Genomic DNA, 24,751 nt, shown 5'->3' on the forward strand with positions numbered 1-24,751 from the left:
ATGGCAAAGGCTAGTCAGCAGGGGCTTAGTGGCCGTCAAAAGGCCGCGATCCTGCTTATCACACTAGGGCCCGAGGTATCGGCGCAAATATTCAAACATTTAAGAGACGAGGAGATTGAACAATTAACTCTTGAAATTGCCAATGTCCGTAAAGTGGACAGCAGTGAAAAAGAGTCGATCATGTCTGAGTTCCATCAGATATGCCTCGCCCAGGAATATATATCACAAGGCGGTATTAACTACGCCAAAGAGATTCTGGAGAAAGCACTTGGTTCCGCAAAAGCAATGGAGGTCATTAACCGTCTGACTGCGACTTTGCAGGTAAGACCTTTCGATTTTGCACGCAAGGCTGATCCAAACCAGATTTTGAACTTTATTCAGAATGAGAATGTCCAGACTATCGCACTTGTATTGTCTTATCTACAATTTGAACAAGCCGCAGCTATTCTCTCTTCGTTACCTCAAGAGAAGCAGGCGGAGGTGGCTAGAAGAATTGCTGTAATGGACAGCACCTCTCCGGAGGTCATTACACAAATTGAACGAGTGCTGGAGCAGAAGCTTTCTGCTACAGTAACTCAGGATTATACAAATGCTGGCGGTATCGAATCAATTGTACAAATCCTGAATGGGGTTGACCGTGGGACAGAGCGCACAATTCTGGATTCTCTTGAAATTCAAGATCCAGAGCTCGCCGAGGAAATCAAGAAGCGGATGTTCGTATTCGAGGATATTGTCAATGTGGATAATCGTTCGATTCAGCGTATTATTCGTGATATTGATAATGCGGATCTGCAGCTTGCCCTTAAGGTTGCAAGCGAAGAAGTACGAGATGTTATTTTCCGGAATATGTCCAAACGTATGGCAGAGACCTTCCGAGAAGAAATGGAGTACATGGGTCCTGTGCGGTTGCGTGATGTAGAAGAAGCGCAAACGCGTATTGTAGGTACGATCCGCAGACTCGAAGAGTCTGGAGAAATTATCATCGCTCGTGGCGGAGGAGATGACATCATTGTCTAAGCTGATTAAGCATTCTCAGTATGTTCCAGTTGATGTACTGAAAAGATTGGAGCAGGCCCGGCACTATGCGGGCCTAACTGAGGAGCCCGTTCTAGAGGAGACTGTAAGCGAGACTCACTATCATGATCCCGCTCGTGAAGAGGCTGAAGTCGCACGCAAGCAAATGCTTAAAGATGCCCAAGAATTTGCTGAAGAGCAAGTTCGGAATGCCTCTCTTGAAGCGGAACAGATTGTTGAATCCTCAAAAGCGGAGGCTGAAGAGTGGTGGAAAGAGCGGCGTGAGCAGGATGAACATCTGGTAGAGGCCGTCAAAGCGGAGGCTTATCAGCTAGGGTATCAAGAAGGTGTTTCTCAAGCTGAGCAAGAGATGAAGCTCAAAATTGCTGCGATGATGGACGAAGCGCGTGCTGTTTTAACTGAAGCCTATAAGGCAAGGGATGTCATTATTCAGGAAGCTGAACCTTTCTTGGTTGAGCTAAGCTGTGATATTGCGGAGAAAATTGTGGATAGGCAGTTAACGGTTGAGCCGCAGTTTGCAATGGATTTGATTCGGAAGAATCTAGCTCGTAAACGTGAGCAGGGGCTGATCTCACTGTGTGTATCACCTGCGCAGTTCGCTTTCGTAAACGCAGCAAGGGAAGAATTGTCATTAGCGGTTGACTCGCAGGCTGAACTACAGATCTTGCCTGACTCGACTGTGAAAGATCAAGGTTGTGTAATCCGCTCCTCCTTTGGCAGCATAGATGCCCGAATTGATACTCAGCTTGCAGAAATCAAGAAAGAGCTGGTTAGAATCGCGCTGGACACCGATGAGCAGAGAAATGGGGAAGAAGATGCTTGATAGTAACCGTTATAAGGAGCAACTTCGTAATCTCGATCCGGTGAGGATCAATGGGAAAGTGACGCAGGTTATCGGTCTTATGGTTGAATCGGAAGGACCTGATGCTAGCATTGGTGATGTGTGCTATATCTATCCTTCTAAAGGAAATAAGCCGCTGCAAGCTGAAGTCGTTGGTTTCCGTGACAACAAGGTGCTATTAATGCCACTTGGAGAACTGCAGGCAATTGGACCTGGTTGTGATGTAGTGGGAACAGGCAAGCCGCTTAGTGTTCAGGTGGGTTCAGAATTGCTGGGTAAGGTACTGGATGGTTTAGGTCAACCGCTTGATGGTTCCCTGATCCCAGCTCGAATGCCACATAGTTCGACCTTTAACATTCCGTCCAACCCACTCAACAGACCACGAGTGCAAGAACCTATTAGCATCGGTGTAAGAGCGATAGATGGTTTGCTAACCATTGGTAAAGGTCAGCGAGTGGGGATTTTCGCTGGTTCAGGGGTCGGCAAAAGTACGCTCATGGGAATGATTGCACGTAATACATCAGCAGATGTTAATGTTATCGCTCTGATTGGGGAACGTGGCAGGGAAGTACTGGATTTCATCGAACGCGATTTGGGACCTGAGGGTTTGCAGAGGTCAGTCGTTATTGTCGCTACATCTGATCAGCCTGCATTAATTCGAATTAAGGGAGCACTTATTGCTACTACGATTGCTGAGTATTTCCGGGATCGTGGGCTTAATGTGATGCTGATGATGGATTCGGTGACTCGTTATGCTATGGCTCAACGTGAAGTTGGACTTGCAGTCGGAGAACCACCAGCAATGAGAGGTTACACACCATCGGTATTTGCAAGCTTACCTAAACTACTAGAACGTGCCGGAACTGGTCCTACAGGCTCTATTACAGCTTTTTACACTGTATTGGTTGATGGTGATGATATGAATGAGCCGATCGCTGATGCAGTGAGAGGGATACTCGATGGACATATCGTCCTTAACCGAAGTATTGCGAACAAAGGACATTTTCCAGCAATAGATGTGCTCTCCAGTATTAGTCGTGTAATGAAGGATATTGCGCCAGAAGAACAGATCGCCGCAGCAGAGAATGTTAAGCGACTAATGGCCGTGTACAAGGATTCAGAAGATTTAATTAATATCGGAGCGTATCAGAGAGGCTCCAATGCTCAAATCGATGAGTCGATGGAGTATATAGACAGTATATGGGAATTCACCAAACAAAGAGTGAATGAAAAAGTTACGCTGGCTGAAGTTCAACAGTCTTTAATTTCACACTTCTCGAGGAGTTGATTCAGTATCATGAGATTTCATTATACTTTTCAAAAAGTCGTTGACTTGAAGGGCAATGAGAAGACACAGGCAGAATGGATGCTCTCAAGCGCGCTTGGAGAATTGCAGGCACAAGAAAGAAGCCTGGATGAACTCACCTTTCAGCGGAGCGCTATTATGTTATCTTTACAAAATGCCGCAGAACAAAAGGCACCTATGGCGAAGATTCGTGAAATGCAAGAATATGTAGAATACCTGGATATATGCATTGCCCGTAAACATACGGACATTAAAAGTGCACATCAGGAAGTCTTGAAGAAGCAAGATCAGTTAAGCACAAAGGTATTAGACGAAAAAGTATGGTTAAAAGCAAAAGATAAGGCTGAGACACAGTTTCAGCAAAGTATGAGTTTACGGGAACAAAACGAACTGGATGAGATGGCAACCGTCCGCTTCGCGATGAAATCCCTCTAACCCGGGAGGTTTCCGCTAGTGGCTAATATTGATAATGACATGGAACTTGAAAATGAAGGGTCAGCGGGGAAATTTGAGCGGTTCTTATTTCTAATGATACCGATTATCTTCACGCTAGTACTGCTTGGAGTACTGTTGACGCTTTTTAATATGGACATTCGTAATAACGTGCTTGAAGTTGCGAATAAAATACCGATTCTGGAAAAATGGGTTCCTGATCCGCCAACAGATCCTTCTAAACCGAAGGAAGAAAGTAAAAAACAGGAAGTGAGCTCAAACTCAACGATTAAGGAGCTCAAAGCTCAGCTTGCCCAGCAGGCAGATGAGTTGAAGAAGGTCTCCGATGAAAAAACAGCCCAGGATACCAAGGTTCAGGCGCTAGAGTCGCAAATTGAGGGAATGAAGACGGAAGCCGCTGCAGCTGCTGAAGTAAACACGGAGGCAACAGAAGACCCTTATCAGAAGCAGGTTACTGATCTGGCGAAGCTGTACGCGGGCATGAAGGCTTCCAAAGCTGCACCGATTATGGAGAATTTGACTACAGAAGAGATGGTGCAGATATTCAGCGTAATGAATAAAGCGAGTAAAACTGCGATTCTAGAAAAAATGGATCCTAAAAAAGCGGCAGATGTCACGATTAAGTTGAAAGAAACAACCTCTTCGAGTGATATGGCTATTGCTGCTCTTCAATCTAGATTGAAAAAAGAAGCTGGCACTACTCAAACGACTAAAACTAGTGCAAATCTGGATAAGGAAAAGTTGAATCAAACCTTTAGTTCAATGACGCCTGCCAATGCAGCTTCTCTACTAGGGGAAATGTACAAGATTAGCCCTGATAAAGTAGTAACGATTATGAATACCGTAAGTGATAGTGTTCGTTCATCAATTTTGGGCGAAATGACTAAAAATGATAGTGCGCAAACCGCGAAGATTGTTAACCGTTTGATGGGTGCTAAATAAATAATGAAAGGAGGTGAAAAATAATATGAGTTTAGTGGTTCAATCGCTTGTGAACGCAAATACAGCTGCTGCAAGTGGTAGCTCATCAACTTCTACTGGCACAACAGCATCTGCTGTACCTTTCTCTCAGACATTAGTGCAAACTATGGGAGGAAACACAGCTAACACCACATCGGTACCTACTGATCCGCTTCTGGGAAATCTAACCTCTTTACTGCAAGGTCTTTTAAAGGAAGTGCAGACGACTGGAGAAGATCAAGGAGGACAAGATACGCAGAATTCTGATCTTATCGAGAAGCTAACTGCTGATGTTGAAAACCTGGATGAAAGCATTAATAGCGATCCTGCTGTGCTGGCAGCTTTGCAAGCTTGGCTTCTTCAGGTATCAGCTCTTCTATCAGGAAGTCAAGTGACCGAGAGTGATGCTACATCTGATATGGAGTCGGCAGGAAGCTTGTCACCGTTAGCTCAGCATGCAGATACGCTGCGGTTTGCTGTTCAAGATGATTTGCAAAGTTTAGTTACTATGATTCAGGAAGCTGCTGTCAGTGGGAACGAAGAGGCTGCTAGTAAAGGGATAAGCCTGTTAAATAATTTCACAGCGATACTAGAACAGTCCTCCGCTAACACTATTAAGGGGAAGGGAAAGAACTCCAGCTCAAATGAAAATTCTGGTGTATCTGTACAACAACCTATAGTGACTGAAAGCAAAGGCAGTACGCCGGACAAGACCATTCAAAACCTTAGTAACCGTGCTGGAGAAGCAGCTGCAATTAAGAATGAAGCAGTCCTAACTTCGCCTGTGACCTCAGGAGCTGTTCAAGATGCTGAAGCAGAGCTTACCACTCCATTGATTAAAAGCAGTGCAACTGGAGAAACAAAGCAGGCAGAATCCACTCAAGATTCCACATCAGGAACTACTATCATAGAAGGAGAACATGAGGTTGTAACGGCTGGTCAACTAGCTCTTCGGGGAGGAATTACGGCTCCGTTGAAGGCTGAAGTCCCAGTAGCTCCTGTACCCGTTCATCAGTTTGCACAGGAAATGACCGGTTTTATTACAGGTAAATTGGAGATTGTGCAAAAAGGCGGAGTAGCTGAGGCTACGATATCACTCTTTCCAGAAAACCTCGGACAAGTAGATGTTAAGATTACTATGCAAAACGGCCATCTCGTAGCACAGTTTATGACTGAACATTCCGGAGCTAAGGATATGTTGGAACAGCAAATGAACCAGCTTCGAGCGGCATTGCAGTCTCAAGGCCTCCAAGTAGAAAAATTAGAAGTCACACAAAATAATACCCCCCTCAATTCACAATGGGGTCAAGAAGGACGCCAACCTGGTTCTGGAAGTGGCCAGCAGGGAAGACGCTCCAAAGAAAGTCGTGAGGAAGCTAATGATGCCATTCTTGCCGCAGAGCTAAATGGTGAATGGAAAGATTGGGTTTCAAACGCAGGGCAAGAAGAAGATAATCAAGGGAACTCCTTCTCTGCCAAAGCTTAAACTTATCATAAGTGAAAGAGAGGTGAACGGTTATGACGACAACAACTCCTCCTGTTTCTACCAAAGACCAGTGGAATTATACAACTCCTGAATCTACTAAAACAACAGGAAATTCTGCTTTGGGTAAGGATCAGTTTTTGAAGATATTGATCACCCAGCTGCAGAATCAAGATCCGATGCAACCGATGCAAGATAAAGAATTTATTGCTCAAATGGCACAGTTTACATCTGTTGAGCAGCTGATGAATATCTCTACACAGCTTACATCAATGAATCAGTCTCTTGGCTCAGTATCCGGCTTGATTGGTAAAGATATCACATGGACGGATACCGCCACAAATCTGCCTAAGACAGGGAATGTTGAATCAATCGTTGTCAGCAAGGGGATTCAGTATGCGGTTGTGGGGAAAGACAGAGTTGCTTTAACCGATATTACACAAATTCAGAATCCTGCAACAACAGAGAATGGTTCTGGTACAGATAGTAATACTCCGGAGAATAACGGAGGAAGCGAGGCGACAATATGAGTGACAGGCTGACCATAGGCCAACTGTATCCTGCGTCGTCCCTACATTCCTCAACGTTACAGCGATCTTCGATACCGAAGCAGACTGTGACTGGAGAAGCCACCTTTGAGAGCGTACTGCAACAGAAACTACTAAAATTCAGTAATCATGCTGCCAAGCGTCTTGAACAAAGAGGAATTGAACTTGGAAGCAGACAACTGGATCAGATTTCTTCAGCTGTGGATAAAGCTGCTGCCAAAGGTAGTAAAGAATCCTTGATATTAATGAAGGATTTGGCATTTATCGTAAGTGTCCCGAATCGTACGGTTGTAACCGCAATGGATGGAAGTTCGATTAAAGATAACGTGTTTACGCAAATTGATAGTGCAATTGTGATTTCATAACCGGCTGGTCCTAACGGAAAGCCGAGGCGGCCGCTGACCGACTGACGCGGTCCCATTCACTTAGTAAGTTATTAGGACTCTATAATCTGGGAGGACAACACAAATGTTAAGATCTATGTATTCAGGGGTTTCGGGGATGAGAGGCTTTCAGACTAAGCTTGATGTAATCGGTAATAACATTGCCAATGTCAATACAATTGGTTTTAAATCAGGACGGGTTATGTTTAAGGACATTATGAGTCAAACCGTTTCTGGTGTAACAGCTCCTAGTGACGATGCCCAAGGTGGTGTGAATGCTAAACAAATCGGACTGGGCGTAAGTATCGCTTCTATTGATACACTCCATTTGGCCGGTAGTGCTCAAACTACTAACAATCCTACAGATTTGCGTATTGACGGAGATGGCTTTTTCTTAGTGAAGCTTACTGCGGATCAGGAAACTGCTTTTTTGACTCGTGCAGGAGATTTTCATGTAGATGCTGCACGTAATCTTGTTACTTCTGACGGACTTCATGTGCTAGATGCCGATGGTACTGCCATTCAACTGGGTGATGATGTAACAGCATTCTCCATTTCCAATGATGGAACGATTGTTCAGACCATGGCGGATGGGACGACTGAAGCAGGTGTGAAGATCGGAGTGGCTAAGGTTACTAATCCATCTGGACTTGAGAAGATCGGTGGTAATCTGTACCGGATGTCACTTAATGCGAATGCAGAAGGCGAACTTGTTCCTACGACAGCGAATGATACTGAAACTGGAACAGGCGCTATCATTTCGGGTCAGCTTGAAATGTCCAATGTGGATCTTACGAATGAATTTACAGAAATGATCGTATCGCAACGTGGATTCCAGGCGAACTCCCGTATCATTACGACTTCTGATGAAGTGCTGCAGGAAGTAGTTAATCTGAAGCGTTAATTTTATCAATAATTTAATTTCTTTTTTAAAGATTAACGCGGAGTCGTGGGGGAGATACCCCTCCCCCTATTTTTGTTAGGAGGCCTGTTATGATATCGGTAACGAGATTAAATGGAACACCGATGTGGATCAATGCCCTACTGGTAGAAATGGTAGAAGAAAGCCCGGATACATATATTACACTAGTAACCGGAAAAAGACTGATCGTGCTTGAAAAAGCGGATGAAGTTATTACGAAGATCCGGGATTATAACAGGGACATAGGCACATATGCTGCCACCATTAAAGTCCAGTCAATGGAGGAGCTAACATGAAGAAGATGCTGCCATGGTTACTTACGATTTTACTTGCGATTACACTTATCGTGATAGCCGCATTTCTATTAATGGACAAGATCTTTCCGAATGATACGAATGATGTAAATGCTGCGGTTCAAAGTGTGGAAACCAAACATTTAACTGCTGATGAAATCGTCGAATTAACGGCAGAGATCAAAGATATCAAAACAAATCTTGCTGATCCCGATTATATCGTTCAGATAGATTTCGCTTTCCAACTGAATTCTGCGAAATCAAAGGAAGCATTCGAAAAAATAAAAGAGATCAAAATCAAACCGATTATTATCAAAACGCTTGCAGATACCAAACCTGAGGAGCTTAATGGAGCAAATGGCAAAGACCAGCTTAGCAGCAAGCTTGTTAATCTGATCAATAAGACATTGACCGAAGGCAAAATCACTCAGATCGAAGTCACCAAATACCTTTTGGCTTCTATGTAGCTTCAGGCATGATAATTCTTTGATAGGGGGGTGATTGAATTGGTTGATGTACTATCACAAAACGAAATAGATGCTCTACTTGCTGCACTTTCTTCAGGTGAGATGGATGCCGATGAGCTTAAAAAGGAAGAAACTCAGAAGAAGATCCGATCGTATGACTTTAAACGGGCCGTTCGATTTTCTAAAGATCATATCCGTAGTCTTACAAGGATTCATGACAATTTCGCACGCTATCTTACAACGTACTTTTCAGCCCAATTACGCACCTTTGTGCAGATTAATGTCGTTCAAGTAGAGCAGCTCCCTTATGATGAATTCATTCGTTCCATTCCGAAAATGACAATACTGAACATTTTTGAAGCCGAACCTTTAGAAGGTCGAATGGTAATGGAAGTTCATCCAAACATCGCTTTCGCTATGCTGGACAGATTGCTGGGCGGTTTTGGGACTGCACCATCTAAGATTAATGCTTTAACTGAAATCGAAACAACGATTATGGAGCGTATCTTCAGCAGATGTTTTGAGAGCTTGCAGGAAGCTTGGAAGACTGTGCTGGATATCCATCCGCGCATGGAAGCGCTCGAAACGAACCCACAGTTCATGCAAATTGTATCGCCCAATGAGACCATTGCATTAATCTCGTTAAGCACCAAAATTGGAGATACAACAGGTATGATTAATCTTTGCATACCGCACGTCGTTCTGGAACCAATAATGTCTAGACTATCTGTTCACCAATGGTTTGTAACAGAGAAGAAGACGCGGGATGCAGATGAGCTTGAAGCCATTAAGGCTAGAGTTCATAAGGCGAAACTGCCGATTGTCGCTGAACTGGGAGAATCGAGCTTATCTATATCTGAGTTTCTTGGGCTTAGCGTCGGTGACGTGATCTCACTAAACAGGAATGTAGATTCTGGACTCTCGATTAAGGTAGGGGAGAAGCTTAAGTTCATCGGAAGTCCTGGAATGGTGAAGGACCGGGTAGCCGTGCAAATAGACGAGATTGTCAGTGAAGGAGTTGAAGAATTTGACGAGTAAAGATTATTTATCCCAAGAAGAAATCGACGCCCTTCTGAGACAATCTGCGGAAGGCTCATTGGCTCCTTCAGAGAAAACGGTAAATGACTATTTAACACCGTTTGAACAGGATGCTTTGGGTGAAATCGGTAATATAACGTTTGGCAGTGCAGCTACAGCTCTTTCCACATTACTGGGGAAAAAGGTTGATATTACCACCCCTCAAGTTTCCATCATTACACGAGGGGAGTTTGAAGTGGCCTTTCCTAAGCCGCATGTAGCTGTACACGTGGAATATGTTGATGGATTTCAGGGTATTAACTCACTTGTTATTAAAATTAGGGATGCACAGGTTATCGCAGATTTAATGCTTGGTGGAGAAGGCGAACCTAAAGATGAAGAATTGAATGAAATCCACATTAGTGCTGTGCAGGAAGCTATGAACCAAATGATGGGTTCTTCTGCCACATCAATGTCTACTATCTTCAATCGATTTGTTAATATTTCGCCTCCGGGTATCGACATTCTGAACATGTCCAGCGGTGAAGGTGTTGGCAGCTTACCCAATGACGAAACCTTAATTCGGATTTCGTTCCGACTTAAGATAGGAGATTTAATAGATTCTACTATTATGCAGCTCTTGCCTGTCCAGTTTGCTAAGGATATGGTGACGATGCTTCTGGGTGATGTAAGCCCTGCAGCGCAGGAGGCTGCAGTTACGTCGACAGAGACTCCTGCTAAGCCAGCTCAAGAGACGCCTCCTGTAGCTCCTCCAGTGCAACAGGCGCCTTCACAGCCCACAGGAGAAACACCTCCGCCATACCCGCCGCAGGGGATGCCTGGTTATCCAGGAATGCCAGAAGGAGGATATTATTATCCTCCAGCAGGAATGCCGGCGTATGGCATGCCAGGGATGCCACCCTACGGAATGCCGCCTCAAGGCATGCCTTATGGGCAGACACCACCGCTTAGTCCTGAAGCGAATCGCAATGTAAATGTACAGCCTGTACAATTTGCTAACCTTAACGGTGGAGCTTTTGGTCATATTGATGAAAACAATTTAAATTTATTGATGGACATACCGCTTAGAGTAACCGTAGAATTAGGAAGGACCCAGAAGCAGATTAAAGATATTTTAGAAATGTCTCAAGGCTCGATCATTGAGCTGGACAAGCTCGCCGGTGAGCCTGTAGATATTTTGGTTAACAACAAGCTTATTGCCAAAGGTGAAGTCGTAGTTATCGACGAAAACTTCGGCGTACGCGTTACGGATATCGTCAGCCAGTGGGACCGAATTCAGAAATTACAATAAGCATACTTAGGGAGGATTTTGTAAAAATGGCTAACCGAATTCTAATCGTGGACGATGCAGCATTTATGAGAATGATGATCCGTGACATTTTGTCGAAAAACGGATTTGAAGTAGTGGGCGAAGCTCAGGACGGTTCTCAAGCGATAGAAAAATTCAAGGAACTGCGTCCGGACCTCATCACGATGGATATTACTATGCCTGAGATGGACGGAATCGCCGCCCTGAAAGAAATCAAGAAAGTAGATCCGGCTGCTAAGGTCATCATGTGTTCAGCCATGGGCCAGCAGGCTATGGTAATCGATGCTATTCAAGCGGGAGCGAAGGACTTTATTGTGAAGCCTTTCCAGGCAGACCGCGTTATCGAAGCTATCAACAAGACGTTGGGTGTGTAGGAAAAAGACATGCCCGTCAATTCAGAACCGCTCGGTAGCAATAACACCCTGCTGAATTTGCTTAACGTTATTATTGTCCTTGCGGTAATCATTGTACTTATTGTGCTGCTGATCCGTTTTCTTGGACGTCGTAATCAGACCTTTATGAGCGGGCGCTCCATTCGGACGCTTGGTGCTGTAGGGCTGGGACCTAACAAGTCGATGCAGGTTATTGAACTGGGAAGCAGCCTTTACTTAATCGGGATTGGTGAGAACATATCCATCTTGGATAAAGTCACTGATCCAGATGAGGTGGCTTTGATCATTGCAGCATTTGAGGATCAGTCCTCCAACCAGAATAATTTTCTCGCACCGCTTATTGCCAAGGTTAAGGTTAAGCTGCGTGGGGAGGTTCCATCAGAAGAAATCGAGCTTAGTGAAACATCATCTTTTTACGAGACACTGCAATCCAAGCTTCGTTCTGCACCAGAGCGTAAAGAGAAAATGGAAGAGCTGTTCCGGGATGATGCTACTAAGGATGAGTCGAGGAATTTATGAAAAAGAAGCTAATTCTTGCTATTCTGCTGTTCGGGTTCATTAGTATAGTCATGATGCGGCCGATACATGCTGATCCTATACCTAATGTTAATATTCAGGTCGGTAATGAAGATGGTTCAAGCGGTGGTACCAGTTCCATATCCATTCTTCTTCTCGTTACGGTTCTGAGTATTGCTCCGGCGTTTCTAGTTCTTATGACCAGTTTTACTAGAATTGTAATCGTGCTCGGTTTTGTTAGAACTTCACTTGGTACTCAGGCCATGCCTCCCAATCAGGTGCTGGTAGGGCTTGCTCTATTTCTGACCCTATTTATTATGTCGCCAACTTTGGCGCAAGTAAATGAAACGGCATTACAGCCGTATATGAAGGGGACGATTACCCAGACTGAGGCTTTTGATAAAGCTGCTGATCCGATGAAAGAGTTTATGTTTAAACAGACCAATTCCAAAGACCTTTTGTTATTTATGAAATATACCGGTTATACGGGATCGGCTAAACCGGCTACATACAGTGATATTCCACTGACGGTGATGGTGCCAGCTTTCGCAATTGGAGAATTGAAAAAAGCTTTTACAATGGGCTTCTTAATTTTCATTCCATTTCTGATTATTGATATTGTTGTGGCGAGTACGCTGATGGCCATGGGAATGATGATGCTTCCCCCGGTCATGATTTCATTACCTTTTAAAATTATGCTCTTTGTACTGGTAGACGGCTGGTACTTAGTCATTAAATCACTACTTCTTAGTTTTAACACCTGACCTTAAGAGGAGGCATGAGGATTGAGTACGGAGTTTATTATCGGTCTAGCAAGCCAAGCCGTATATTTAGTGCTGGAAGTCAGCGCTCCCATGCTGATTCTTGGTCTGGTGGTAGGGCTAATAATCAGTATCTTTCAAGCTACGACACAGATTCAGGAACAGACGCTAGCGTTTGTTCCAAAAATCGTCGCAGTACTGCTGGCTTTATTGCTATTTGGGCCGTGGATCATCACGAAGCTAATTGACTTTACTAGCCAAATTCTAGGAAATCTCTACATGTATATTGGTTAACCAATGAACATGGATACCTTATTGCAAAGTTTACCCGTCTTTTTGCTTATTTTTTGTCGAATTACAGCCTTTTTTGTTGTCGTTCCTGTATTTTCTTCTCAAGGGGTACCGACAACTTTTAAGATAGGCATATCTTTTTTTGTAGCATTGGTAGTCTTTAGTGCTAATGGAACAGGGATTACGATTCCGCAGGATTTTAGTTATATTTTGCTGATTATGAGAGAAGTATTAATAGGTTTATTGCTAGGTTTCATTGGATATTTGATGTTTATGGCGATACAGACAGCAGGTTCTTTCATTGATATTCAGATTGGTTTCGGTATTGCCAACGTCATAGATCCTATGACAGGAACGTCAGCACCTATTCTCGGTAATTTCAAATATATGATAGCCCTGCTAATGTTTTTGAGCATGAATGGACATCACCATTTACTAGATGCCATTGTGTACAGCTATAAATGGATTCCTATGAATAATGATTTATTTCTACGCATGGTTGATGGTAGTTTGTCAGAGTTTCTGGTCCGAACATTTGCGCAGTCGTTTGTATTAGCTTTTCAGATGTCGGCTCCATTAGTGACTGCACTGTTTCTGACCGATGTTGGTCTTGCTTTTTTGGCGAGAACGGCTCCGCAATATAATGTATTCGTTATAGGGGTTCCGCTAAAAATCATCATAGGCATTGCACTTCTTTTAGTGCTGATGCCAGGTCTGGCTGTGTTGTTTCAGAATCTCTTCGAAATCATGTTCGAATCCATGGAGAATTTACTGGGTCTCATGGGGAAGAAGCCGTAGGTGACCGTAAGGGGAGAGTATTATGCCTAAGACGAAGCGTTATAGACTAGATCTTCAACTCTTCGCCGGTGAAAAGACGGAAAAAGCAACCCCGAAGAAACGGCAGGATGCTCGTAAAAAAGGCCAAGTAGCCAAAAGTGCTGAGCTGTCTGGTGCGGTTGTATTGCTAGCTGCGGTAGTTAGCTTGATGATGTTTGGTGGTTTTATGAAAGAGCGTTTTATGAAGCTATACACGGACGTTTTTCAGAATCGAATGATGCTGGATGTTACACCTGAGAATATAACGCTGCTATTTAATCAGTATGGCTTGCAAATCTTGATTTTGCTAGCCCCATTACTTGGATTTGCGTTTGTTATGGCACTTGTTTCCAACTTGGCGCAGGTGGGCTTTATGGCTACAGGAGAGGGGATTACTCCTAAATTCAGTAAGATTAATCCGATAAAAGGATTCAAAAATATTTTCTCTATGCGTTCGTTTGTAGAATTCCTGAAATCAATATTTAAGCTTCTAATTATTTCTTATCTGGTATATAGCACTTTATGGGGAGAAAAGAAGAACTTTGCATCCCTGTCGCATATCAGTGCGGAGGGGATTTTTAAGTTTGCGGCCAAGCTGACGATGAGTCTTGGACTGAAAATCGGGGTTGCCCTGCTAATTATGGCTATTCTAGATTTTATGTATCAGAAGTACGAGCACGAAAAAAGCCTGAAAATGTCTAAGCAGGATATTAAGGATGAATACAAGAAAATGGAGGGTGACCCTCTAATTAAAGGTAAGATCAGGGAACGCCAACGCAGAATGGCCATGCAGCGTATGATGCAGGAAGTTCCTAACGCGGATGTAATTATTACGAATCCAACTCACTTTGCTGTTGCGCTAAAATATGATGGCTCCAAAATGGAGGCGCCACAGATTATTGCAAAAGGGCAGGATTATGTAGCACTTCGTATTCGGGAGCTGGCTAAAGAGCATGGCGTCGTGACTATGGAAAACAAACCGCTGGCACGGGCATTATTCCAAAGAGCAGAAATTGGAGATGTCGTTCCAAATGATCTGTTTCAGGCTGTAGCTGAAGTGCTGGCATATGTATATAAACTTAAAGGTAAGAGGAAATAAGGCGGGGGGTTAGGACATTGAAAGCTAAAGATTTAACAGTTTTGCTAGGCATCATCGGTATCGTGCTTATGATGATTCTGCCTATCCCGTCCTGGCTTTTGGACGTTTTGCTAGTTATTAATATCTCTATAGCATTAATTATCATACTAGTGGCTATGAACACGAAGAATGCACTCGAATTTTCAATTTTTCCTTCATTATTGCTTGTTACGACATTGTTTCGTCTTTCACTAAATATTTCGACAACGAAATTGATCCTGACTTATGCAGATGCCGGTTCCGTGGTATCTACTTTCGGTAGCTGGATCGCCGGCGGACAAATTGCCGTTGGATTTATCGTGTTTCTGATTTTGGTAGTTGTTCAGTTTATTGTTATTACTAAAGGTTCAGAGCGTGTAGCTGAGGTAGGGGCGAGATTTACCCTGGATGCAATGCCCGGCAAGCAGATGAGTATTGATGCCGATCTTAACGCAGGCATGATTAACGAAACACAGGCACGTGAGCGTCGCCGCAATGTTGAGCGGGAAGCGGATTTTTTCGGAGCCATGGATGGTGCGAGTAAATTCGTTAAAGGAGACGCGATTGCGAGTATCATTATTCTGTTGATCAATCTTATTGGTGGATTTATTATCGGTATGGTTGTGCACGGAATGGACTTCTCTACTGCGTTATCTACTTATTCCGTATTGACGATCGGGGACGGTCTAGTCAGCCAGATTCCTGCTTTGCTCATTTCGACTGCAGCAGGTCTTATCGTTACTAGAGCTTCATCGGAAGGTAATCTGGCAGAAGAATTAACAGGTCAGTTACTGTCCTATCCAAAGTTGTTATATATTGTTGCAGTTACTGTTGCTTTTCTAGGTCTATTTACACCTATACATATGATTACTACGCTCCCGCTAGCTGCTTTGCTGGCTTTTGCAGCCTATAGTATGGGACAAAATTTAAATCGAAAACAGATTGCCGAAGAGCAGCTTGTTGAAGAAAAACAGATTGAAGAGGTACGAAGTCCGGAAAGTGTAATTAATTTACTCTCTGTAGATCCTATTGAATTCGAGTTCGGCTACGGTCTTATACCTTTGGCAGATACAGGTCAGGGTGGAGATTTACTAGATCGTATCATCATGATTCGACGGCAATGTGCCCTTGAAATGGGTCTTGTAGTACCTGTTATTCGCATTCGCGACAATATTCAACTAAAACCGAATGAATATGTCATAAAAATTAAAGGAAATACTGTCGGCGGCGGTGAATTATTACTTAATCACTACTTAGCCATGAGTCCAGGCTATGATGATGAATCTATAAACGGTATTGAGACCATTGAACCATCCTTTGGACTTCCTGCGTTATGGATTGACGAATCGGTTAAAGAGCGGGCTGAATTGTCCGGCTATACCGTAGTAGATCCACCATCCGTTGTTGCAACACATTTGACGGAGCTGATTAAGCGGTATGGACATGAGTTGTTAGGACGACAAGAAACTAAGATGTTGGTGGATAACCTAAGAGACAATTATCCTGTGCTTGTTGATGATCTTATTCCTTCGGTATTAGCGGTTGGGGATGTTCAAAAGGTACTTGCCAAGTTGCTGCGCGAGAAAATATCCATCAGGGATTTGGTTACTATCTTTGAGACGTTGGCGGATTACGGGACGTACACCAAGGATCCTGATATTCTTACCGAATATGTCCGTCAATCCTTGTCCAGACAGATTACTCAGCAATTTTCGCAAGTTGGAGAGACTCTGAAAGTTATTACGGTGGGACCTAACCTAGAGAAGAAAATTTCTGAGAGTGTGCAGCAATCTGAACAGGGCAGTTATCTGGCATTGGATCCAGCATCGACTCAAACGATCTATCAGCGGTTAAGTGAACAGATCAATCGTCTGCTGCAGTCAGGACAACAGCCCATTGTACTAACATCACCAACCATTCGTATGTATTTGCGGCAGGTGATTGAACGGACCATGCAGGATATTCCTGTACTGTCTTATAGCGAACTAGAGCCTAACATTGAAATACAAAGCGTCGGAGTGGTGAATTTATGAGAGTGAAGCGTTATGTGGTGGATACGATGCCTGACGCCATGCATTCCATTCGCAGTGAGCTTGGAAGCGAGGCTGTAATTTTAAGTACTAAAGAAATCAAGATTGGCGGATTTTTAGGATTGTTTAAAAAGAAAAAAATAGAGGTTGTAGCGGCTGTAGAAAAAGCTCAAAAGGAGAGTGCTCCTGAAAAGCCTGTGAAGCCTGCGATGAACATCCCGCGCAGCGCTGTCCCGCAAGCCTATCAAAAAGCTACATCTTCATCATCTGCTTCTACTGTCATATTGGAAAAGCCGGAAGAGCCTCGGTCCTTTGCAGAAATCGCCGCTGCCTTGTCGGAAGCTATTGATGTAAAAGAATCGACAGCCAAACATCCAGAGCCTGATCAGAAATCGCTTGAATCCAATTCAGATGAAGCTACCTCAGTATCAGCCTTATATGAATCTTTAGGGTTAGATCAAACGCCAGAGGTTGCCTCGGCGCTCGAGAATGATGTTCTTCGTGAAATTAGAGATATGAAGCTTTGGATGGAACGAATCGCGAGGCAGTCTTCAGGGGCAAGAGAATTACCCGATAGTCTCCAGCAGCTTAGAGATCTTTTGATTGAGCAGGAGATGGACACTGTACTTGTTGAAGAGTGGATCAGTAATATCTCCGAACGTTGGGCGGAAGAAGGGCGGACTTGGGGCCCTGAGAAATTTCAGGAGTCCTTAAAAGAACAGCTCGATGGATTCCTGTCAGGGCGAATCGCTGATGGAATTGCACATGATACCCAAATCGTATATATTGCAGGGCCCACAGGAGTAGGGAAAACTACTACCATAGCCAAGCTTGCGGCTGAACAGCTATTCAAAAACGGACGCAAGGTTGGTTTTATCACCTCTGATACGTATCGGATTTCAGCTGTGGAGCAGTTGCGTACATACGCAGCTATCCTGAATGTTCCGCTAGAGGTTGTACAATCTCCCGGAGATTTACAAAGAGCACTCTTTCGATTGGAGAGTTGTGATCTTGTAATTATGGATACAGCTGGACGGAATTATCGTAATGATATGCTTGTAGCAGAACTTCAAAGCTTGTTAGCGAAGGAATTAAGAAGTGAGACCTATCTTGTGCTCAGCTTAACTTCGAAAAGCCGTGATATGAAATTGATTGCAGAGCACTTCGGCAGGTACAAGCTGGATAAAGTTATTTTTACCAAGCTAGATGAGACGGGAAGTTATGGACCACTCTTTAACGTCCTGAATGATTTCCCTCTCACATTATCTTATATGACCAATGGTCAAAATGTACCTGACGATTTATTGATGGCTTCCAAAGAACAACTTAGTGAGATGCTTCTTGGAACAGGTGAATCATGATGGATCAGGCACAATCCTTGAGACAGCTTGTATCCAGTCAGGAGCCTAAACTAGCTGAAAAAGGGGAAACATCCGCCCGTATCATTACTGTCTGTAGTGGTAAAGGTGGCGTAGGGAAATCGAATTTTACACTTAATTTCGCTTTAACTTTAAAAGCAATGGGAAAGAGGGTATTGCTGTTTGATGCAGATATTGGCATGGCTAACATAGACGTGTTAATGGGCGTATCGGCGAAGTATAACCTATATCATCTGTTAAAAAGAGAAGCGGATATTGAGCAGATTATTCAGTTAGGACCGAACGGGCTTCCTTTTATAGCAGGTGGATCGGGCATGGATGAGTTGTTTTCTCTTTCGGAATCGGACCTTAATTATTTCACAGCTCAGATAGCCCTTATTGGGGACAGCATGGATTATATTTTGTTTGATACAGGTGCTGGATTATCTAAGGAAACGATGAAGTTTATAACCTCTGCGGACGATTGCCTAGTAGTTACAACACCAGAGCCAACTGCTATTACAGATGCTTACGCATTAATGAAGGTTGTGAATCGGACGTATCCGGAGATTTCTTTTAAACTGATCGTGAATCAAGCGGGTGATGAGAGAGAAGCATCAGTGACAAGTGATAAGATCCGTATGGCAGCCAGTCGTTTTTTACAATTAGATGTTTCCTATCTTGGTCATATAAGCTCAGATGCCCATGTAGTGCAGGCTGTCAAAAGGCAGACGCCATTTTCATTGGCTTTTCCAAACAGTGTTGCTGCAAAAGATATACATCGGCTAGCCCTAAGTTATTTGACCATAGATGGTAAAAAAGATACAAAAGTTCAAGGCATTAAAGGCTTTATCCATAAATGGTTGAAGCGAAGTAAATAATTGTTCTGAATCTGGAACAGAGGTGGAAATGATATGAAGCCATATAAAGTTTTGGTTGTTGATGATTCTGCATTTATGCGCAAGATCATTTCCGATTTAATTGAAAATGACGCTGACTTTCAGGTGACGGCAACAGCCACAAATGGTCGCGAGGCTATCGAGAAAATAAACAAACTTCGGCCGGATCTAGTTACTATGGATGTGGAAATGCCGGAGATGAACGGCCTGGAAGCGCTGAAAATAATAATGGCGTCAGATCCGCTGCCAGTGATTATGCTGTCAGGCATCAATGAAGAGGGCATGAAGGAAACCATTCTTGCACTGGAATGGGGCGCTTTTGATTTCATTCGTAAACCTTCGATATCAAATTCCCAGGATATTACGGTCGTAGGGGAATCTCTAAGAGAGCAAATGAAAGAAGCTATGCTGGCTCGAGAGCAACGTGAAGCGCGAGCATCTGCTTTTAGGATGCCTGACATCACGCCTTTAGAGCCATTACTGCCGACTGCACCGAGATTGTTACCGGAAAAATCCAAGGCAGCACTCAAATCTTCTCTCAAAGATGAAGGAATGAGAAAACCTCGGGGGAAACAGCCAGTAGATAGTATTATCCCTAAAAAAGCAACCAAACCAATCATCTCTGCTAAAACACCGTTAATCGAAAAGTCTAAACCAAAGACTAAAGTAGAGAATAAATCCATTCCGCCCAAACCGGTGATAGAGTCTTTAGTGGAGGTATCTTCTGATCCTCCGGGACTTTCTCCGGATCGAATGGTTGGTAGCAAGAATTTGCACAAATTAGTTGCTGTCGGTTGTTCTACAGGCGGACCTCGTGCGCTGAAGGTACTCCTGGAGAAAATTCCAGCGGATTTTCCGGCTCCTATTGTCATTGTGCAGCATATGCCGCCTAACTTTACGAAATCACTAGCTCAGCGTCTGAATACATTCAGTCCGCTAGAAGTGTTAGAAGCAGAGCAGGGGATGATATTACGAAAAGGAGCAGCCTACATTGCGCCTGGAGGCTATCATTTACAAGTTACCCCAACATCTAAAGGGCAATATGCAGTTGTACTCACGAAGGAGGAGGCGCGAAATGGCCACCGACCTTCAGTGGATGTTTTATTCGAATCATTGCTTCCACTCACATCTCTGGATCGGCACGTGTTGTTGATGACAGGGATGGGTAGTGATGGTGCTAGGATGATGAAATCTCTCTATGACTCAGGGGTTACCTCAACATTTGCTGAAAGTGAAGAGACCTGCGTCGTTTACGGGATGCCGCGATCTGCGGTGGAATTGCAGTGCGTCAAATATGTACTGCCTTTGCAAGAAATTGCTCCAAGGCTAGTGCAAGCCGTTAAATAACGGAAAAGCGAACTCGAAGGGGAGGAGCTCTACTATGGACATGAACCAATATTTATCCATGTTTATTGATGAGTCGAATGATCATCTGCAGTCATTGAACGAGAGCATGATGGGGCTGGAAGCGAATCCTGAGGATCTTAGTATCGTACAGGTAATATTCCGCTCTGCGCACACCTTAAAAGGTATGGCAGCGACTATGGGCTTTGAAGATTTAGCTTCACTTACACACCAAATGGAGAATGTGTTAGATCTTGTACGTAATAACAAGCTGCGCATGCAGGATTTTATTTTTGATACGTTATTCAAAAGTTTGGATGCCTTAGAGTCTATGGTTGAGGATATTACTAGAGGCGGCGAAGGTAAAGCAGATGTATCAGCCATTGTCTCATCCTTACAGGCTATCGTCCGGGGTGAGATTCCGGTTGAAGGCGGAGCAGCCTCTGCTGCTAATACGCCTGCTGCACAAGCAGCTGAAACTCCGATTCATTTAGATGAGTTCCAATTTTCTGTTCTGGAACAATCGATTCAGGAAGGGCATCATGCATTGTATGTGGACGTAACGATCCGAAAGGATTGTCAACTTAAGGCTGTACGTGCATACATGGTGTTTGATCTGCTCGAACGTTCGGGTGAAGTAGTTAAATCCTTCCCATCCGTTCAAGATATAGAACAAGAGAAATTTGACCAAAGCTTCTCACTCTATTACATAACCCAAAAAACCGCTGATCAGATTCAGGCAATGATTATGAATTTGTCTGAAATTGATAAAGTAACAGCAGTAGCACTAGATCAAGAATCCTTGAAAATGCTTGGTCAAGAATCGGCAGCAGCCGTGTCAGAGGTTGCCGCAACAGCCACTGTAGAGGAAACAGCTCCTGCTGCTCCAGTAGCATCTAAACCATTGCCTACCAAAGATGAGGGTAATAAGCCAGGAGCAGCCAAAACAGGAGGGGCGCCTTCACGTACGATTCGCGTAGATATCGAACGGTTAGACGTGCTAATGAATCTATTTAGTGAACTTCTGATTGACCGAGTTCGTTTAGAGCAGCTGGCTTCAGAGGTTCAGAATGGCGATCTTACGGAAACCGTCGAGCATATGGGCAGAGTAAGCGGAGATCTCCAGAATATTGTGATGAAGCTTCGGATGGTTCCAGTAGATACCGTATTTAACCGGTTCCCACGTATGGTTCGTGATCTAGCTAAGTCGCTGGATAAGAAAGTAGATCTAATTGTAACGGGTGCCGAAACAGAGCTAGACCGGACGGTAATCGATGAAATTGGTGATCCACTTGTGCATTTATTGCGTAATGCGGTTGATCACGGTATTGAATCCATTGCTGATCGTATTGCTGCTGGTAAACCAGAGACTGGGACAGTTCATTTACGTGCTTTCCACAGCGGAAATCATGTCTTCATTGAAATTGAAGAAGATGGAACAGGTATTTACCCAGAGAAGGTATTGAAGTCTGCTGTGAAAAAAGGCGTGATTACGCAAGAACAGGCAGCAAATATGACGGATGATGAAGCTTATCAACTACTATTTGCACCAGGTTTCAGCACGGCAGAAGTTATTTCTGATGTCTCAGGACGTGGCGTAGGACTGGATGTTGTTAAAGCTAAGATTTCTTCCCTGGGTGGGAATGTAACCATTTATTCTTCACCAGGTAAAGGAACGAATTTCTCAGTACAGCTGCCACTTACGCTATCCATTATTGCGGCCATGCTTATTCGGTTGGGCTCTGAGAAGTACGCCATTCCATTATCCTCTATTGTGGAAACTGGAATCGTGAAGAACACTCAAATCCGTACGATTCATGGCAACAAAATGTTAGAGTTCCGGAATTCTCATATTCCACTAGTATCTCTTAGTCGACTATTTTCGGTGCCTGATTATGATGAGAGTACTGAAGAAGAGACAGAGATCGTAGTTGTACGTAAGGGAGAACGTCTTGTGGCCTTGGCGGTACAGGATTTTATTGGTCAGAACGAGATCGTTATCAAGAACCTTGGTAAATATTTACCTGAAATTCAAGGGATATCTGGCGCAACGATACTTGGAGATGGTCAAGTAGCACTTATTATTGATCCGAACGCTTTTATTAAATAACTAGGATAGAACAGGGAGGTTCATTCCATGGCTGAAGATATTAAAGTGATAGTGTTCAAATTAGGCTCAGAGGAATACGGTATCGAAGTTGAGAAGGTACAGACCATTGAGCGCATGATGCCAATAACTCGTGTACCTAAAACGTATTCTTTTATCAAGGGTGTAATTAATTTACGTGGTGTTGTTATCCCTGTGATTGACCTTCGTGGTCGCTTTGGGATCGAAGAGGCGGAGCAGACAGACCAGTCTCGTGTAATTATCGTATCAGTTAATGAAATGGAAGTAGGTTTCATTGTAGATTCAGCAAATGATGTAATAGATTTGAACAGAGATTCTATCGATACACCTCCAGATGTTGTTGGCGGCATCAAAGCGAAGTATTTAGATGGGGTGGCCAAGATAGGTGAAGAGCGCTTGCTGATCATGCTTAATCTGTCAGAAGTGCTTAACAAAGGCGAAATCGTTCAATTAGAAAGCCTAGAGGGCTAACCTGTGGAATTATTTAAGCACTATAAGGATTTTAAAATGGATGTGCTTAAGGAAGTCGGGAATATTGGAGCTGGGAATGCAGCCACCGCATTATCACAGCTCTTGAATAAGCCGATTGATATGGCTGTTCCCAAGGTACAGCTTCTCAACTTTGAAGAGATTACGGACAAAGTTGGTGGAGCTGAAGAACTAGTATATGCAGTTTTCTTACGTGTGGAGGGAGAAGCTCCGGGCAACCTGTTTTTTATTCTTTCTCCGGAAGCCGCTTTGAACTTACTCAGTCGCATTGCAGGCATCGAGATTTTGAGTGACCAAGAACTTGGAGAAATGGAGCTTTCCGCGCTGAGTGAAATTGGAAATATATTAGCAGGATCGTATCTATCTTCTCTTGCAGACTTTACTTCACTTTCTATGTATCCAACAGTTCCTGCACTTGCCATGGATATGGCTGGAGCCATCCTAAGCTACGGTTTGCTGCAATTTGGGCAAATGGGTGATGATGCATTGTTGATCGATACTACCTTTTTTGAGGGGAAAAATGAAATTGAAGGACAATTCTTCCTTATACCCGATCCGGAATCATTCCCGAAAATCTTCAAATCGCTAGGAGTTCCGTTTGAAAATGATTGAAGAACAAAGCATCATTAAAGTAGGGATGGCAGATCTTAACGTTGGAAGCCAGGATAGTTTGATTCGTACAACCGGTCTTGGCTCCTGCGTGGGATTGACATTGTTTGACCCTGGAAAAAAACTCGCGGGAATGGCGCATGTGATGCTCCCTACTTCTGAGATTGCTAGGGAAGGGCAATTAAACATCGCTAAGTTTGCAGATACTGCAGTGCCGGAGCTCTTATCCCGTTTGCTGGAGCTTGGTGCGGTCCGGAGTCGGATCGTAGCCAAGATGGCAGGAGGATCACAAATGTTTGCCTTTGCCGGGGGGAGCGACACCATGAGGATCGGGCCTCGTAATGTTGAATCTTGTAAACTTGCTCTTGAGCATTTGAAAATTCCGTTAATTGCGGAAGACACGGGCGGTAATTATGGCCGTACGATAGAAATTGCCTGCAACACTGGTGTATTGTTCATCCGCAGTGTGCAAAAAGGCGCTAAGGAAATATAAATATGAAGATGATAGGAAATATTTTTATAAACTTGCTGTTTGGTTTGATAGGTTTTGTATTCACATTTTTTGTAACCTACAGTAATAATGTCCTCGGTACTAGTTTATTACGAAGCCTATTAGGATTTATCACTTGGTTTCTGCTTGCTTTCCTCCTAAGATGGGTATTGGGTTTTATCGTGTATCAATCATCGCCTCCGGATGAACAGGATGTTGAGGGAGAAGAACTTGGTGCAAAGCTAGACATCAGTACCCCTAATGAGGATGAAGAGTTAATTAATCTACTGAAACCGAAGCCAGGACAAGGGAGTGGGAACAGTGAGGGGTTCAAGCCTCTTACACCCCCAAAACTAGTCTCTATGAAAGATCCTGAAGAATTGGCCAAGGCCGTTCGTCACCTGAAAGAAGAATAAGCGAGCGCTGTGGCGGAATCGGTTATCTTAAAATATAAGAAAGTATAAGTTTCACTT

The 24,751-nt window shown here is 43.7% G+C and carries 28 protein-coding genes; all 28 read left to right on the top strand.

The window, feature by feature from the left end:
• The 28 genes from fliG to CA600_RS07525 all read left to right on the top strand — a co-directional run bounded on the left by fliG (nt 1) and on the right by CA600_RS07525 (nt 24,694).
• Nucleotides 1–1,017, top strand: a complete 1,017-nt coding sequence (gene fliG / locus CA600_RS07390; RefSeq protein WP_042128934.1) for a flagellar motor switch protein FliG — start codon at nt 1–3, stop codon at nt 1,015–1,017.
• Nucleotides 1,010–1,858: a FliH/SctL family protein gene (locus CA600_RS07395; protein ID WP_094869607.1), complete on the top strand. Its 849-nt coding sequence runs from the start codon at nt 1,010–1,012 to the stop codon at nt 1,856–1,858. Before fliG ends, CA600_RS07395 begins: the two co-directional genes overlap by 8 nt.
• The gene (gene fliI / locus CA600_RS07400) at nt 1,839–3,164 is read left to right on the top strand and encodes a flagellar protein export ATPase FliI (RefSeq protein WP_042128931.1); all 1,326 of its coding nucleotides are present in this window, start codon (nt 1,839–1,841) and stop codon (nt 3,162–3,164) included. The genes CA600_RS07395 and fliI overlap by 20 nt, the downstream gene beginning before the upstream one ends.
• 9 nt (nt 3,165–3,173) lie before the next feature.
• Nucleotides 3,174–3,617, top strand: a complete 444-nt coding sequence (fliJ, locus tag CA600_RS07405; RefSeq protein ID WP_094869608.1) for a flagellar export protein FliJ — start codon at nt 3,174–3,176, stop codon at nt 3,615–3,617.
• A gap of 18 nt (nt 3,618–3,635) precedes the next feature.
• Complete coding sequence (locus tag CA600_RS07410) at nt 3,636–4,577, top strand: MotE family protein (protein WP_306440387.1); 942 nt, start codon at nt 3,636–3,638, stop codon at nt 4,575–4,577.
• Nucleotides 4,578–4,602: 25 nt separating this feature from the next.
• A complete protein-coding gene (locus CA600_RS07415) occupies nt 4,603–6,081 on the top strand; it encodes a flagellar hook-length control protein FliK (protein WP_094869609.1) in 1,479 nt (492 codons plus the stop codon).
• A 32-nt stretch (nt 6,082–6,113) separates the two neighbouring features.
• Nucleotides 6,114–6,608 (top strand): flagellar hook capping FlgD N-terminal domain-containing protein, encoded by a 495-nt coding sequence (locus CA600_RS07420; RefSeq protein WP_094869610.1) that lies wholly within the window; start codon nt 6,114–6,116, stop codon nt 6,606–6,608.
• On the top strand, nt 6,605–6,991 hold the full coding sequence (locus CA600_RS07425) for a TIGR02530 family flagellar biosynthesis protein (RefSeq protein ID WP_094869611.1): 387 nt from the start codon (nt 6,605–6,607) through the stop codon (nt 6,989–6,991). Before CA600_RS07420 ends, CA600_RS07425 begins: the two co-directional genes overlap by 4 nt.
• Before the next feature lie 103 nt (nt 6,992–7,094).
• Nucleotides 7,095–7,913 (top strand): flagellar basal body rod protein FlgG, encoded by an 819-nt coding sequence (gene flgG, locus CA600_RS07430; protein WP_094869612.1) that lies wholly within the window; start codon nt 7,095–7,097, stop codon nt 7,911–7,913.
• Between the two features lie 89 nt (nt 7,914–8,002).
• Nucleotides 8,003–8,227 carry a flagellar FlbD family protein gene (locus tag CA600_RS07435; RefSeq protein ID WP_042128923.1) on the top strand — a complete coding sequence of 75 codons (225 nt, stop codon included), beginning with the start codon at nt 8,003–8,005 and terminating at the stop codon, nt 8,225–8,227.
• Nucleotides 8,224–8,691, top strand: coding sequence for a flagellar basal body-associated FliL family protein (locus CA600_RS07440; RefSeq protein WP_094869613.1), 468 nt, complete (start codon nt 8,224–8,226; stop codon nt 8,689–8,691). Before CA600_RS07435 ends, CA600_RS07440 begins: the two co-directional genes overlap by 4 nt.
• A gap of 39 nt (nt 8,692–8,730) precedes the next feature.
• A complete protein-coding gene (gene fliM / locus CA600_RS07445; protein WP_042189444.1) occupies nt 8,731–9,729 on the top strand; it encodes a flagellar motor switch protein FliM in 999 nt (332 codons plus the stop codon).
• The gene (gene fliY, locus CA600_RS07450; protein WP_094869614.1) at nt 9,719–11,020 is read left to right on the top strand and encodes a flagellar motor switch phosphatase FliY; all 1,302 of its coding nucleotides are present in this window, start codon (nt 9,719–9,721) and stop codon (nt 11,018–11,020) included. Before fliM ends, fliY begins: the two co-directional genes overlap by 11 nt.
• 26 nt (nt 11,021–11,046) lie before the next feature.
• Nucleotides 11,047–11,412 (top strand): response regulator, encoded by a 366-nt coding sequence (locus CA600_RS07455; RefSeq protein WP_036688523.1) that lies wholly within the window; start codon nt 11,047–11,049, stop codon nt 11,410–11,412.
• A gap of 9 nt (nt 11,413–11,421) precedes the next feature.
• Complete coding sequence (locus tag CA600_RS07460) at nt 11,422–11,949, top strand: flagellar biosynthetic protein FliO (RefSeq protein ID WP_042128914.1); 528 nt, start codon at nt 11,422–11,424, stop codon at nt 11,947–11,949.
• Nucleotides 11,946–12,710: a flagellar type III secretion system pore protein FliP gene (fliP, locus tag CA600_RS07465; RefSeq protein WP_042189441.1), complete on the top strand. Its 765-nt coding sequence runs from the start codon at nt 11,946–11,948 to the stop codon at nt 12,708–12,710. The genes CA600_RS07460 and fliP overlap by 4 nt, the downstream gene beginning before the upstream one ends.
• Before the next feature lie 21 nt (nt 12,711–12,731).
• Complete coding sequence (fliQ, locus tag CA600_RS07470; RefSeq protein ID WP_036688516.1) at nt 12,732–13,001, top strand: flagellar biosynthesis protein FliQ; 270 nt, start codon at nt 12,732–12,734, stop codon at nt 12,999–13,001.
• A gap of 9 nt (nt 13,002–13,010) precedes the next feature.
• Complete coding sequence (gene fliR, locus CA600_RS07475) at nt 13,011–13,796, top strand: flagellar biosynthetic protein FliR (protein ID WP_042194135.1); 786 nt, start codon at nt 13,011–13,013, stop codon at nt 13,794–13,796.
• A gap of 22 nt (nt 13,797–13,818) precedes the next feature.
• Complete coding sequence (flhB, locus tag CA600_RS07480) at nt 13,819–14,913, top strand: flagellar biosynthesis protein FlhB (RefSeq protein ID WP_094869615.1); 1,095 nt, start codon at nt 13,819–13,821, stop codon at nt 14,911–14,913.
• Between the two features lie 17 nt (nt 14,914–14,930).
• Complete coding sequence (flhA, locus tag CA600_RS07485) at nt 14,931–16,964, top strand: flagellar biosynthesis protein FlhA (RefSeq protein ID WP_094869616.1); 2,034 nt, start codon at nt 14,931–14,933, stop codon at nt 16,962–16,964.
• Nucleotides 16,961–18,322 (top strand): flagellar biosynthesis protein FlhF, encoded by a 1,362-nt coding sequence (gene flhF, locus CA600_RS07490; RefSeq protein WP_094869617.1) that lies wholly within the window; start codon nt 16,961–16,963, stop codon nt 18,320–18,322. The genes flhA and flhF overlap by 4 nt, the downstream gene beginning before the upstream one ends.
• Nucleotides 18,319–19,200 (top strand): MinD/ParA family protein, encoded by an 882-nt coding sequence (locus tag CA600_RS07495; protein ID WP_094869618.1) that lies wholly within the window; start codon nt 18,319–18,321, stop codon nt 19,198–19,200. Before flhF ends, CA600_RS07495 begins: the two co-directional genes overlap by 4 nt.
• A gap of 33 nt (nt 19,201–19,233) precedes the next feature.
• Nucleotides 19,234–20,565 carry a protein-glutamate methylesterase/protein-glutamine glutaminase gene (locus tag CA600_RS07500; protein WP_094869619.1) on the top strand — a complete coding sequence of 444 codons (1,332 nt, stop codon included), beginning with the start codon at nt 19,234–19,236 and terminating at the stop codon, nt 20,563–20,565.
• Nucleotides 20,566–20,599: 34 nt separating this feature from the next.
• Nucleotides 20,600–22,672 carry a chemotaxis protein CheA gene (locus tag CA600_RS07505; protein WP_094869620.1) on the top strand — a complete coding sequence of 691 codons (2,073 nt, stop codon included), beginning with the start codon at nt 20,600–20,602 and terminating at the stop codon, nt 22,670–22,672.
• Nucleotides 22,673–22,699: 27 nt separating this feature from the next.
• Complete coding sequence (locus CA600_RS07510) at nt 22,700–23,161, top strand: chemotaxis protein CheW (protein ID WP_076285425.1); 462 nt, start codon at nt 22,700–22,702, stop codon at nt 23,159–23,161.
• Between the two features lie 36 nt (nt 23,162–23,197).
• Complete coding sequence (locus CA600_RS07515; RefSeq protein ID WP_371915738.1) at nt 23,198–23,791, top strand: chemotaxis protein CheC; 594 nt, start codon at nt 23,198–23,200, stop codon at nt 23,789–23,791.
• Nucleotides 23,784–24,281, top strand: a complete 498-nt coding sequence (locus CA600_RS07520) for a chemotaxis protein CheD (protein ID WP_094869621.1) — start codon at nt 23,784–23,786, stop codon at nt 24,279–24,281. The genes CA600_RS07515 and CA600_RS07520 overlap by 8 nt, the downstream gene beginning before the upstream one ends.
• 2 nt (nt 24,282–24,283) lie before the next feature.
• Nucleotides 24,284–24,694, top strand: coding sequence for a hypothetical protein (locus CA600_RS07525; RefSeq protein ID WP_256989777.1), 411 nt, complete (start codon nt 24,284–24,286; stop codon nt 24,692–24,694).
• The last annotated feature ends 57 nt before the right edge of the window (nt 24,695–24,751 follow it).

The sequence above is a fragment of the Paenibacillus sp. VTT E-133280 genome, from assembly GCF_002264385.1.
GTDB lineage: Bacteria > Bacillota > Bacilli > Paenibacillales > Paenibacillaceae > Paenibacillus_AQ > Paenibacillus_AQ nitricinens.

What these genes read in the sequence shown, in the direction of transcription:
- fliG (WP_042128934.1), top strand. Translation starts at nt 1, where the DNA reads ATGGCAAAGGCTAGTCAGCAGGGGCTTAGTGGCCGTCAAAAGGCCGCG.
- fliI (WP_042128931.1), top strand. Translation starts at nt 1,839, where the DNA reads ATGGGGAAGAAGATGCTTGATAGTAACCGTTATAAGGAGCAACTTCGT.
- fliJ (WP_094869608.1), top strand. Translation starts at nt 3,174, where the DNA reads ATGAGATTTCATTATACTTTTCAAAAAGTCGTTGACTTGAAGGGCAAT.
- CA600_RS07415 (WP_094869609.1), top strand. Translation starts at nt 4,603, where the DNA reads ATGAGTTTAGTGGTTCAATCGCTTGTGAACGCAAATACAGCTGCTGCA.
- CA600_RS07420 (WP_094869610.1), top strand. Translation starts at nt 6,114, where the DNA reads ATGACGACAACAACTCCTCCTGTTTCTACCAAAGACCAGTGGAATTAT.
- CA600_RS07425 (WP_094869611.1), top strand. Translation starts at nt 6,605, where the DNA reads ATGAGTGACAGGCTGACCATAGGCCAACTGTATCCTGCGTCGTCCCTA.
- flgG (WP_094869612.1), top strand. Translation starts at nt 7,095, where the DNA reads ATGTTAAGATCTATGTATTCAGGGGTTTCGGGGATGAGAGGCTTTCAG.
- CA600_RS07435 (WP_042128923.1), top strand. Translation starts at nt 8,003, where the DNA reads ATGATATCGGTAACGAGATTAAATGGAACACCGATGTGGATCAATGCC.
- CA600_RS07440 (WP_094869613.1), top strand. Translation starts at nt 8,224, where the DNA reads ATGAAGAAGATGCTGCCATGGTTACTTACGATTTTACTTGCGATTACA.
- CA600_RS07455 (WP_036688523.1), top strand. Translation starts at nt 11,047, where the DNA reads ATGGCTAACCGAATTCTAATCGTGGACGATGCAGCATTTATGAGAATG.
- CA600_RS07460 (WP_042128914.1), top strand. Translation starts at nt 11,422, where the DNA reads ATGCCCGTCAATTCAGAACCGCTCGGTAGCAATAACACCCTGCTGAAT.
- fliP (WP_042189441.1), top strand. Translation starts at nt 11,946, where the DNA reads ATGAAAAAGAAGCTAATTCTTGCTATTCTGCTGTTCGGGTTCATTAGT.
- fliR (WP_042194135.1), top strand. Translation starts at nt 13,011, where the DNA reads ATGGATACCTTATTGCAAAGTTTACCCGTCTTTTTGCTTATTTTTTGT.
- flhB (WP_094869615.1), top strand. Translation starts at nt 13,819, where the DNA reads ATGCCTAAGACGAAGCGTTATAGACTAGATCTTCAACTCTTCGCCGGT.
- flhF (WP_094869617.1), top strand. Translation starts at nt 16,961, where the DNA reads ATGAGAGTGAAGCGTTATGTGGTGGATACGATGCCTGACGCCATGCAT.
- CA600_RS07495 (WP_094869618.1), top strand. Translation starts at nt 18,319, where the DNA reads ATGATGGATCAGGCACAATCCTTGAGACAGCTTGTATCCAGTCAGGAG.
- CA600_RS07500 (WP_094869619.1), top strand. Translation starts at nt 19,234, where the DNA reads ATGAAGCCATATAAAGTTTTGGTTGTTGATGATTCTGCATTTATGCGC.
- CA600_RS07505 (WP_094869620.1), top strand. Translation starts at nt 20,600, where the DNA reads ATGGACATGAACCAATATTTATCCATGTTTATTGATGAGTCGAATGAT.
- CA600_RS07510 (WP_076285425.1), top strand. Translation starts at nt 22,700, where the DNA reads ATGGCTGAAGATATTAAAGTGATAGTGTTCAAATTAGGCTCAGAGGAA.
- CA600_RS07515 (WP_371915738.1), top strand. Translation starts at nt 23,198, where the DNA reads ATGGATGTGCTTAAGGAAGTCGGGAATATTGGAGCTGGGAATGCAGCC.
- CA600_RS07520 (WP_094869621.1), top strand. Translation starts at nt 23,784, where the DNA reads ATGATTGAAGAACAAAGCATCATTAAAGTAGGGATGGCAGATCTTAAC.
- CA600_RS07525 (WP_256989777.1), top strand. Translation starts at nt 24,284, where the DNA reads ATGAAGATGATAGGAAATATTTTTATAAACTTGCTGTTTGGTTTGATA.